This is a genomic window from Nocardioides sp. (assembly GCF_035429765.1).
In the GTDB taxonomy this organism is placed as follows: domain Bacteria; phylum Actinomycetota; class Actinomycetes; order Propionibacteriales; family Nocardioidaceae; genus Nocardioides.
In genome coordinates this window covers 1-10,196 of sequence record NZ_DAOMFK010000050.1, presented here as the reverse complement: position 1 = coordinate 10,196, position 10,196 = coordinate 1, and the positions used below count along the sequence as shown (strand labels likewise).

Genomic DNA, 10,196 nt, shown 5'->3' with positions numbered 1-10,196 from the left:
CCGCTCGCCAGCTGGCCGACCGGCTCGGGCAGGTTGCGGACGATGTCCTCGACCCGGTCCTTGGCGTCGCCGAAGAGCATCCGGGTGTTCTCCCGGAAGAACAGCGGGTTCTGTACGCCGGCGTACCCGGTGGCCATCGACCGCTTGAAGACGATCACGTTGCGGGCCTTCCACACCTCGAGCACCGGCATCCCGGCGATGGGGGAGTTGGGCTCCTCGAGGGCGGCTGGGTTGACCGTGTCGTTGGCGCCGATCACCAGCACGACGTCGGTGTCGTCGAAGTCGTCGTTGATCTCGTCCATCTCGAGCACGATGTCGTAGGGAACCTTCGCCTCGGCGAGCAGCACGTTCATGTGCCCCGGGAGCCGGCCGGCGACCGGGTGGATGCCGAACCGCACGTTGACCCCGCGGGCGCGGAGCTTGGAGGTGAGGTCCGCGACGGCGTGCTGAGCCTGGGCGGTGGCCATGCCGTACCCCGGTGTGATGATCACCGAGTGCGACTCGGCCAGCAGCTCGGCGGCCTCGTCGGCGAGGATCTCCCGGTGCTCGCCGTAGTCCTTGGCCTCCCCGACGATGCCGCCGTCGGAGCCGAAGCCGCCGAGGATGACCGAGATGAACGACCGGTTCATCGCCCGGCACATGATGTAGGACAGGATCGCACCCGAGGACCCGACCAGTGAGCCGGTGATGATCAGCAGGCTGTTGCCGAGCATGAAGCCGGCGGCCGCCGCGGCCCATCCGGAGTAGCTGTTGAGCATCGAGACGACGACCGGCATGTCGCCGCCGCCGATGGCCGCCACCATGTGGAAGCCCAGCAGGAAGCCCAGCGCCGCCATGACGATGAGCAGGGTCAGCCCGAGGGTGCCGTTGTCGTCGACGACGACCAGCCAGATCATCAGCACGAAGAACGCGGTGAAGCCCACCAGGTTGAGCAGGTTGCGGGCCGGCAGCACCAGCGGAGCCGACTTCATCTTGGCCGACAGCTTCAGGTAGGCCACCACCGAGCCGGTGAACGTGAAGGCTCCGATGAGGACGCCGAGAGACACCTCGATCAGATGGACGGCGCCGGTCTCACCCTCGGGGGCGATGAAGGAGTTGAAGCCGACCAGCACCGCGGCCAGGCCGACGAAGGAGTGGAAGGCCGCGATCAGCTCGGGCATCTGGGTCATCTCGACCCTGCGGGCGACCGGGATCCCGATCGCCGCGCCGATGGCCAGGACGACGACGATCAGCAGCAGCGTGACGGCGACGGAGCGGCGGCCGGCGTCGTTGGCCGACATGTAGAGCGAGTGGGTGATCGTCGCCCCGAGCGCCAGAACCATGCCGACCATGCCGGTCAGCGTGCCCATCCGGGCCGTGGCCGGCCGCGACAGCCCCGCCAGCGAGAGGATGAACAGAACGCCCGCGACGATGTAGAGCCCATCGACGAACTGGATCATCGTGCTCACGCCTCCTTCCGGAACATGCCGAGCATTCGGTAGGTCACCAGGAACCCGCCGAAGATGTTGATCGAGGCGATCGACGCGGCGACGAACGACATGATCGTGACCGCGAGATCGGTGGATCCGAGCTGCAGCAGTGCGCCGACCAGGATGATCCCGGAGATCGCGTTGGTCTGGGACATCAGCGGGGTGTGCAGCGAGTGCGAGACGCCACTGATGACGTAGAACCCGACGATCACCGCCAGCGCGAAGACGGTGAAGTAACCGGTGAAGCTCGGCGGCGAGAAGGTCACGGCAAGCACCACCAGGACCGCGGCGATCGCGGACATCGTGAGCCGGCGACGGCTCCTGGCCTTCGCGGCGGCGGCCTCGCGGGCCGCGACCACGGCTGGGTCCTCGACGACGACCTCCTGTACGACGGCCCCCGGCGCCGCGGAGACCTGCACGGGCGGGGGCGGCCACATCAGCTCGCCGTCCTTGACCACCGTCATCCCGCGCTGCACGACGTCGTCCATGTCGAGCACCATCTGCCCGTCCTTCTCGGGCGTGAGCAGCTTGAACAGGTTGACGATGTTCGTGCCGTAGAGCTGTGAGGTCTGGGCGGGCAGCCGGCCCGCCAGGTCGGTGTAGCCGAGGATCGTCACCAGGTTGTCGGTGACCACCTTCTCCCCCGCCACGGTGCCCTCGACGTTGCCGCCGTTGGCCGCCGCCATGTCGACGATCACGCTGCCGTTGGCCATGCCGGCGATGGTCTGGGCGTGGATCAGTCGTGGCGCGGGTCGGCCGGGGATCAGCGCGGTGGTGATCACGATGTCGGCGTTGCGCGCCTCCTCGTCGTACATCGAGGCGGTGGCGGCCTCCTGCTCGGCGGTCATCTCCTTGGCGTACCCGTCGGCGGAGACCTCCTGCTCCATCTCGACCCGCACGAACTCCGCGCCCATGGACTCGACCTGCTCGGCGACCTCGGGGCGCACGTCGAAGGCGCGTACGACGGCGCCCATGCTGCCCGCAGCCCCGATCGCGGCCAGCCCGGCGACCCCGGCGCCGACGACGAACACCCGCGCCGGCGGCACCTTGCCCGCCGCGGTGACTTGACCGGTGAACTGCCTCCCGAAGGCGTGCGCGGCCTCGATGACGGCGCGGTAGCCCGCGACGTTGGCCATCGACGAGAGAACGTCGAGCGCCTGTGCCCGGGAGATGCGCGGCACCGCGTCCATCGCCAGCCCGGTGACGCCCGCGCCGTGCAGCTTCTCCACCAGCTCGGGGCTCCGGGCGGGGGCCATCAGCGAGATGACCGTCGCCCCGCGCCGCAGCCGGGCGATCTCGGCGTCCGTGGGCGCGTTCACCTTGACGACGATGTCGCTGTTCCAGACCTCCTCGGCGGTGCCGACGGGGATCTCCGCCGCGGCGAACGCCGAGTCCGGCTGGTCGGCCAGCAGGCCGGCGCCGGCCTCGACCACGACGTCGTAGCCCAGCTTGACCAGCTGGGTCGCCGTCTTCGCCGTGGCGGCGACGAGGGTCTCGCCGACCTTGGACTCGCGGGGGATGCCGATGCGCACGGATGCCTCCTCGACGCGGTTACGGGGCAGGGTCAACGTACCGCGGTGCGGGTCCCGCCCGGAGCGCGGGTCGGGGCTGGCGGGACGCCGCTAGCCCTGCGCGGCGCGCCACTCCTCGGTGGCCAGCCGGATGCAGGCGGCCAGGGCACGCATCGAGGTGCGCACGTCCTCCAGTGGCGGCCTCGTGGGGGCGATCCGGATGTTCCGGTGGTGCGGGTCCAGGCCGTCGGGGTACGTCGCCCCGGCCGGCGTGATGCTGACGCCGACGCCGTCGGCGAGCTCCACGACGCGCTCGGCCACCGGGGCGGTGGTGAACAGGCTGGAGAAGTAGCCGCCCTCGGGGCGGGTCCAGGTGGCGAAGGCGCCGTCGGTGCCGAGCTCGGCGGAGAGGACGTCGTCCACGGCGGCGAACTTCGGCGCGATGATCGCCGCGTGGTCACGCATGAGTCCCTCCAGGCCGCCGGGGTAGGCCTCGAGGAACCGCACGTGCCGGGCCTGCTCGATCTTGTTCGGGCCGATGCTCTGCGCGCTGAGGAGGCGGGTGAGCCAGCCGACGTTGTCCACGCTCGAGCCGACGAACCCGAGCCCGGCGCCGGCGAAGGTGACCTTGCTGGTGCTGCCGAACACGAACGCCCGGTCCGGCCGGCCGGCGGCCGCGGACATGCCGACGAGGTCGACCGTCTTCGGCGGGTGCCCCAGGTGGTGCACGCGGTAGGCGTCGTCGGCCAGCAGCGTGAAGTCCTCGGCAGCCGCCTCGAGGGCGGCCAGCCGCTGAGCCTTCTCGACGCTGATCGTCTCCCCGCCCGGATTGGCGAAGGTCGGCACGAAGAGGACCCCCTTGACCGCGGGGTCGGCGGCGGCGATCCGCTCGATGGCCACCACGTCCGGCCCGTCGGGCTCCATGCCCACCGGGACCAGCTCGAACCCCAGCGTCCGCAGCAGCAGGAAGTGCCGGTCGTAGCCCGGCACCGTCACGATCATCTTCGGCGACTGGTGCACCCAGGGTCGCTCGGAGCCCCGCACCCCGTGCAGGAGGGCGAAGCCCAGCACCATGCCCTGGAGCTCCAGGGAGGAGTTGTTCCACACCACCGTCTGCTCGGGGGCGAGGCCCAGGTAGGCCCCGAACATCGCGCGCGCGCTGGGCAGGCCGCCCTTGAGCGCAGGGGTGTAGTTGCGCAGGTCGACCCCGTCGAGCACGAGGTCGTCAGGGCCGATCGCGGTGACCAGCTCGCTGGAGAGGTCGAAGTCGGCGTCGGAGGGTTGTCCGCGCTGCATGTTCAGCTGCAGGCCCAGCGCGCGCAGCTCCTCGTACGCCGCCTGGGCGGCGGTCAGGGCGGGGTTGGCGTCGCTCGACACGGGTGCCAGCGTAGTGCGCCGGGAGTCTGGGACGCCTCCTCGTTCCCGGCCGTCGCACGTCTCAGCTGCCGGCGCTCCCGTAGAGCCGGTCGCCCGCGTCCCCCAGCCCCGGCACGATGTAGCCCTTCTCGTTGAGCTTCTCGTCGACCGCCGCGGTCACCACGGTCACCGGGACGGGGGTGCCGGCCAGCTCGGCCTCCACCCTGGCCACCCCCTCGGGCGCGGCCAGCAGGCAGATGGTGATGATCTGGTCGGCGCCGCGGTCGGTGAGGAAGCGGATGGCCGCGGCGAGGGTCCCGCCGGTGGCCAGCATCGGGTCCAGGACGTAGCACTGGCGTCCGGAGAGGTCGTCGGGCAGCCGCTCGGCGTACGTCGACGCCTCCAGCGTCAGCTCGTTGCGCACCATGCCCAGGAAGCCCACCTCGGCCGTGGGCAGCAGCCGCAGCATGCCTTCCAGCATGCCCAGCCCGGCGCGCAGGATCGGCACCACCAGCGGCTTGGGGGTGGAGAGCGTCACGCCGTGGGTCGTCGCCACCGGGGTGGTGACCTCGGTCTCGCGCACGCGCACGTCGCGGGTGGCCTCGTAGGCGAGCAGGGTGACCAGCTGGTCGGCGAGTCGCCGGAACGTCGGGGTGTCGGTGGTCTCGTCGCGCAGGGCGGTGAGCTTGTGCGCGACCAGCGGGTGGTCGACGACGAGGGTACGCATGGCCGCACCCTAGTGCAGCCGCCGCCCGGCGCTGCGGGCCCCCGACCGGCGACCGGGCGGGGTTGGCCGGGCCCTCCACGTCTGTCACGCTGGGTGCTTGGAGCCCGGCGAGGGAAGGAGGAGTCGTGACGACCGAACAGCTCGAGGACGTCGACTTCGCGCTCGCCGCCTACCGCGAGGAGGGGGAGTGGCAGGTCCAGGAGATCGCCCGCGCGGTGCTCGGGGACCTCGACGCGCTTTCGACCGCGCTGCGCCGCTTCCCCGGTGACGGGGGTGCGCTGGGGCTGGTCGCCGTGGACGAGGACTTCTTCCTGATCGTCCGGGTCGCCGGGCCGCAGGTCCGCGTGCTCCTCTCCGACGTCACCGCAGCCGACGAGTGGGAGCTGGCGGCCTCCGCGGTGGACCTGCTCGGCCTCCCCTTCCCCGAGGAGGACGACGACCAGGTGCCGGCCGGCGACCTGGACATCGTCGGCGACCTCGGCATGCAGGCCATGGACCTCGCGGTGCTGCTGGACGACGAGGAGCTCTACCCCGACGAGATGCTCTCGGAGGTCGCTCGTCGGCTGGGCTTCGGCCCGCTGTTCGACGAGGCCGCGGGCCTCACCTCCGCGTGAGAACCTCCTCGTCGATGACCGGGGGGTACGCCGCCGCACGCGCCTGGGAGCCGCCGATGCGCACGGCGCTGGCCGAGGCCCGCGCCGCCCTGGCCACCGCAGACGTGCCCGTCGGCGCGGTGGTGCTCGACCCGACGGGTGAGGTGATCGCCCGCGGCCGTAACGTGCGTGAGGCCGAGCACGACCCCACCGGCCATGCCGAGGTGGTGGCGCTCCGCGCCGCGGCGGAGGTGCTGGGCCGGTGGCGGCTGGAGGGCTGCACGCTCGTGGTCACCTTAGAGCCCTGCACGATGTGCGCCGGAGCGGCCGTCCTGGCCCGGGTGGAGCGGCTCGTCTTCGGCGCCTTCGACGACAAGGCGGGTGCGGTGGGCTCGCTGTGGGACGTGGTCCGCGACCGGCGGCTCAACCACCGGCCCGAGGTGGTCGCCGGGGTCCTCGCCGAGGAGTCGACCGCGCTCCTGGACGACTTCTTCCGCTCCCACCGCTGAGGCCGCGCTGCCGCTCGGGCCATGCCTCGGTTGGACCGAAACGGCAGGGCTCCCGGCGTGTTGTCTGTCGTTTGGGTCCAATCGGCAGAAGAAGGGCAGCCCGGGACGCCGCAGGCAGTGCCGGATCGGCGGACGGGGAGGCGCTCCGGTACCCTCATCGGCGGTGGCGTGTCCGAGCGGCCTAAGGAGAACGCCTCGAAAGCGTTTGTGGGCGCAAGTCCACCGCGGGTTCAAATCCCGCCGCCACCGCCATGTGATGTCTCGAGACATCGTGGACGGCCGAACCCATCGTCGCGTGGGTTCGGCCGTCCGTCTTTCCCGGTGGCGGCGTCGACCGCCCGCGACAGCGCGAACTGCGCACGTGCGTGGTTCGTGCTGCTGATCCGACCGGAACCACGACCCGAACTACGCACGTGCGCGGTTCCGTCAGGAGGAGCCCAGGACGAGGAGGTCGACAGCCCTGTCGCTGGCCGGCCACCGCCATGCCACGCGACCGGGTCCCGACCTGCGCCGCGCGGGTCGGGATCCGCGCCGCGCCTCCCCGTGGCAGGGTGGGGCCGTGATCCGGATCCGCCCGGCCGAGCCCCCGGACGACGACACGCTGGCAGCGATCGACGCCGACACCTGGAGCCCGCTCGTCACCCCGGCACCGGCGCGCGCGCCGGGGGAGCCGTTCTTCACGGCGTGGACCAGCCCCGAGGACGTCCTGGTGGCGGAGGTCGACGGGCAGGTGGCCGGCTACGTCATGCTGCACCAGTCCCTGCCGCTGCCCTCCCACGCGCACGTGCTGGAGCTCAACGGTCTCGCTGTGGCGCCCGGCCACCAGGGGCAGGGTCTGGGCCGGCGGCTGGTCGAGGCCGCCCAGCAGGAGGCGCGGCGGCGAGGGGCCACCAAGCTGACCCTGCGCGTGCTGGCCCCCAACGCCCGAGCGCGCCGCCTCTACGAGGCCGCGGGGTTCCGGGTCGAGGGTGTCCTGCACGGGGAGTTCGCCCTCGCCGGCGGGCTCGTCGACGACGTCCTGATGGCCTGGCACGGCGTGTGACCGGGGAGATAGCCCGTAGGTGCGCTGGGCCGTGGTTGACAGGCCCGCGCGGTGGGACGCTGGAGGTATGAGGAACCCGGACGCGCAGGTCCCTGCCGTCGTCGACGCCCTCGTGTCGGCTGGCCTGCTCGACGCGACCCGTCGGGACGACGCGCAGCGTGTAGTCGTCGGAGTTCTCGGGGAACCCGAGAAGAAGGCGTCCTCGCGGACGCTGCTGGTCGAGATCGCGGCCTACGTGGGCGGGGCCCTGGTGGTCGCCTCCGTCGGGCTCTTCCTGGCACAGTACTGGACGCGTTTCTCCGGTGCGGTCCAGGTCAGCGTCCTGGCGCTGATCGCGGTGCTGCTGGCCGCCGCCGGGCTCGCGGTCTCCCGGGTCGGGACGGGGTACGCCGAGCTGCGCGCCGGCCGGGACGAGATGCGGCGTCGGCTCACCTCGGCGCTGCTGAGCGCGGCGTCGGTGGCCACGGGCATCACCGTGGGCCGCGCCGTCGACCTCCAGGTCAGCCCCGAGACCGGTGGCGGCAACTGGCCGCTGGTCGCCGGCACGGCGACGGTCGTGCTGCTGGCGGCGGCGGCGTACGCCTACGCCCCCTCCGTGCTCGGCCAGCTCGTGATCGCGGCCGGTCTGTTCAACCTCACCACCACCACGTGGAGCATGCTCGACAGCCAGCAGGAGTCGACGGTGGGTCCGGGCCTGGTCTTCCTGGCGATCGGGCTGCTGTGGGTCGGTGCGGCCGAGCGCGGCGTGTTCCACGAGCAGGCGCCGGCGCGGGCGATCGGGGCCGCGCTGGCCCTCTTCGGTGCCCAGTTCGTCCGCTTCGGCGGGGAGTACAACAACCTCTCCTACCTGCTGCTGCTCCTGGTGGCTGTGGGAGCGTTCGCGATGTACCTGCGGACCGCCTCCTGGCCCTACCTGGTGGTCGGCGTGCTCGGTGTCACGCTGGTGGTGCCCGAGGCGATCATCGACTGGACCGGAGGCTCGCTGGGGCCTGCGGGCGGCGTGCTGATCGCCGGCGTCACGCTGCTGGGCGCCTCCCTGGCCGGGCTCCGGGTGCGCCGGGAGGTCACCGAGGAGACCGACGTGGAGGAGTCCCGGGAGGTCAGGCCTCGCCGACCCGTCGGCCGGTGAGGGCGTCCCAGCGCAGCCGGACGTAGAGCGGGCGCGTCCCGGCCGCCCACGGCCGCGGGTTCCAGTGGTGGACCACCTCGTCCAGCGTCGGGCCGGGGTCGATGCGCGAGCCCGGCCCGGTGGCCAGCACGCTCCAGCCGAGGCGCCGCTCGTGGTCGAGCTGGTCCACCTCGAAGGCGAGCCGGGTCTGCCAGGCCTGCGCTCCGAGCAGGCTGTAGGGCGTGGTCCGGAAGACCACCGACGCGTCGTGCACGACGTAGTTGACGGGGAAGATCTGGGGGCCCTCGGGGGTGCACAGCGCCACTCGCCCGACCGTGCCGGTGGTCAGCAGCTCCAGGCACGTCGACTCGGACAGCACGGCCAGCTCGCTCATGCCCACATCGTGCACTGCCACAGAGGCGGAGGGAACCACCCCGGGCGGTGTCCCCGGGACTAGTGTGACCGCCATGACAGCCGGTGCCCCGGACCGCACGACGGTGCGGCCGGTGCTGGGCTGGGTGCCGGGGTACCAGCGCCGCTGGCTGCGCGGCGACGTGCTGGCGGGCGTCACCGTCACGGCGTACCTGGTCCCCCAGGTGATGGCGTACGCCGAGCTCGCGGGACTCCCGCCGGTCACCGGTCTCTGGGGGGCGATCGGCGCGATGGTCGTCTACGCGCTGCTGGGGACGTCGCACCAGCTGTCGGTCGGGCCGGAGTCGACGACCGCGCTGATGACCGCGGCCGCACTCGGGGCGGTCGCCACCGGTCCGGACCAGTACGCCCCGCTCGCGGTGGCGCTGTGCGGGATCGTCGCCGCGATCTGCCTCCTGGGGCGGGTGGCCGGCCTGGCCAGGATCTCCGACCTGCTGTCCCGCCCGGTCCTGGTCGGCTACATGGCGGGCGTGGCGGGCATCATGGTGGTCTCCCAGCTCGGGAAGCTGACCGGGCTCACGGTGGAGGGCGACGGTTTCGTGCCCGAGCTGGGGTACGTCGTGCAGCACCTCGACGACGTGCACACCGCGACCCTGGTGCTGGGCGTCACCACAGCGGCCCTGATGATCCTCGGTGCCCGGCTCTGGCCGCGCGCCCCCGTGGCCCTGCTCGGCATGCTGGCCAGCACCGCCGTCGTCGCGCTGCTCGGCCTGACCGAGCGCGGGGTCGCGGTGGTCGGCCCGATCCCGAGCGCCGTTCCGCAGCTGGGGCTGGCCCAGGTCGGAGCCGAGGACGTGGTGGCGATGCTGCTGCCGGCCCTCGGGGTCGCCTTCGTCGCCTACTCCGACAACATCCTCACCGCCCGGGCCTTCGAGGACCGCGACCACCCGGTCAACCCTCCCCGGGAGCTGGTCGCACTGGGCGCCGCCAACCTCGGGGCCGGGCTGATGCAGGGCTTCCCGGTCAGCAGCAGCGGCAGCCGGACGGCCATCGCGGCCGCCGTGGGGGCCCGCAGCCAGCTCGCCGGCGTGGCGACCGTGCTCGCCACGGTGCTCGCCGTGGTGTTCCTGCGGCCGCTGCTGGAGGCCTTCCCGAGCGCAGCGCTCGGGGCCGTCGTGGTGTACGCCGCCACCCGGCTCGTGGACGTGCCGGAGTTCCGGCGCTTCGCCGCGTTCCGGCGCAGCGAGCTGGTGCTGGCCTGCGTCACGACCGCGTCGGTGCTGGTCGTGGGTGTGCTGGAGGGGATCATCGTGGCGATCGTGCTGTCGCTGGCCGACCTCCTCCGCCGGGTCTCGCGGCCCCACGACGCCGTGCAGGGCTTCGTGCCGCACCTGGCCGGCATGCACGACGTCGACGACTACCCCGAGGCCACGCTGCTGCCCGGTCTGCTGGTGTACCGCTACGACTCGCCGCTGTTCTTCGCCAACGCCGAGGACTTCCGGCGCCGGG

The 10,196-nt window shown here is 72.3% G+C and carries 10 protein-coding genes and 1 tRNA gene; 6 read left to right on the top strand and 5 right to left on the bottom strand.

The window, feature by feature from the left end; genetic code table 11:
* The 4 genes from pntB to upp form a co-directional block, all read right to left on the bottom strand.
* Nucleotides 1–1,439 (bottom strand): Re/Si-specific NAD(P)(+) transhydrogenase subunit beta (gene pntB / locus PLP61_RS07055; protein ID WP_324501739.1); only part of this gene is annotated, 1,439 nt, incomplete at its 3' end.
* A gap of 5 nt (nucleotides 1,440–1,444) precedes the next feature.
* The gene (locus PLP61_RS07050) at nucleotides 1,445–3,001 is read right to left on the bottom strand and encodes a Re/Si-specific NAD(P)(+) transhydrogenase subunit alpha (RefSeq protein WP_324501724.1); all 1,557 of its coding nucleotides are present in this window, start codon (nucleotides 2,999–3,001) and stop codon (nucleotides 1,445–1,447) included.
* Nucleotides 3,002–3,091: 90 nt separating this feature from the next.
* Nucleotides 3,092–4,357 carry an aspartate aminotransferase type Ic gene (locus PLP61_RS07045; protein ID WP_324501722.1) on the bottom strand — a complete coding sequence of 422 codons (1,266 nt, stop codon included), beginning with the start codon at nucleotides 4,355–4,357 and terminating at the stop codon, nucleotides 3,092–3,094.
* A 61-nt stretch (nucleotides 4,358–4,418) separates the two neighbouring features.
* Nucleotides 4,419–5,063, bottom strand: coding sequence for a uracil phosphoribosyltransferase (gene upp, locus PLP61_RS07040; protein ID WP_324501720.1), 645 nt, complete (start codon nucleotides 5,061–5,063; stop codon nucleotides 4,419–4,421).
* 125 nt (nucleotides 5,064–5,188) lie between these two features.
* On the opposite strand from upp, the gene PLP61_RS07035 reads away from it, so the two are divergent.
* The 5 genes from PLP61_RS07035 to PLP61_RS07015 all read left to right on the top strand — a co-directional run bounded on the left by PLP61_RS07035 (nucleotide 5,189) and on the right by PLP61_RS07015 (nucleotide 8,336).
* Nucleotides 5,189–5,677, top strand: a complete 489-nt coding sequence (locus tag PLP61_RS07035; protein ID WP_324501718.1) for a tRNA adenosine deaminase-associated protein — start codon at nucleotides 5,189–5,191, stop codon at nucleotides 5,675–5,677.
* Between the two features lie 56 nt (nucleotides 5,678–5,733).
* A complete protein-coding gene (gene tadA, locus PLP61_RS07030) occupies nucleotides 5,734–6,165 on the top strand; it encodes a tRNA adenosine(34) deaminase TadA (RefSeq protein ID WP_324501737.1) in 432 nt (143 codons plus the stop codon).
* Between the two features lie 162 nt (nucleotides 6,166–6,327).
* Nucleotides 6,328–6,417, top strand: a tRNA-Ser gene (locus tag PLP61_RS07025).
* Nucleotides 6,418–6,724: 307 nt separating this feature from the next.
* Nucleotides 6,725–7,207 carry a GNAT family N-acetyltransferase gene (locus tag PLP61_RS07020; RefSeq protein WP_324501716.1) on the top strand — a complete coding sequence of 161 codons (483 nt, stop codon included), beginning with the start codon at nucleotides 6,725–6,727 and terminating at the stop codon, nucleotides 7,205–7,207.
* A gap of 67 nt (nucleotides 7,208–7,274) precedes the next feature.
* Entirely contained in the window at nucleotides 7,275–8,336 is a 1,062-nt protein-coding gene (locus tag PLP61_RS07015; protein ID WP_324501714.1) for a hypothetical protein, read from the top strand.
* Here PLP61_RS07015 and PLP61_RS07010 read toward each other — a convergent pair.
* Nucleotides 8,308–8,709, bottom strand: coding sequence for a pyridoxamine 5'-phosphate oxidase family protein (locus PLP61_RS07010; RefSeq protein ID WP_324501712.1), 402 nt, complete (start codon nucleotides 8,707–8,709; stop codon nucleotides 8,308–8,310). The genes PLP61_RS07015 and PLP61_RS07010 overlap by 29 nt on opposite strands.
* A gap of 73 nt (nucleotides 8,710–8,782) precedes the next feature.
* Between PLP61_RS07010 and PLP61_RS07005 the strand changes: the two genes are divergently transcribed.
* Nucleotides 8,783–10,196, top strand: a 1,414-nt coding sequence (locus tag PLP61_RS07005) for a SulP family inorganic anion transporter (RefSeq protein ID WP_324501710.1), incomplete at its 3' end; no start/stop codon positions are given.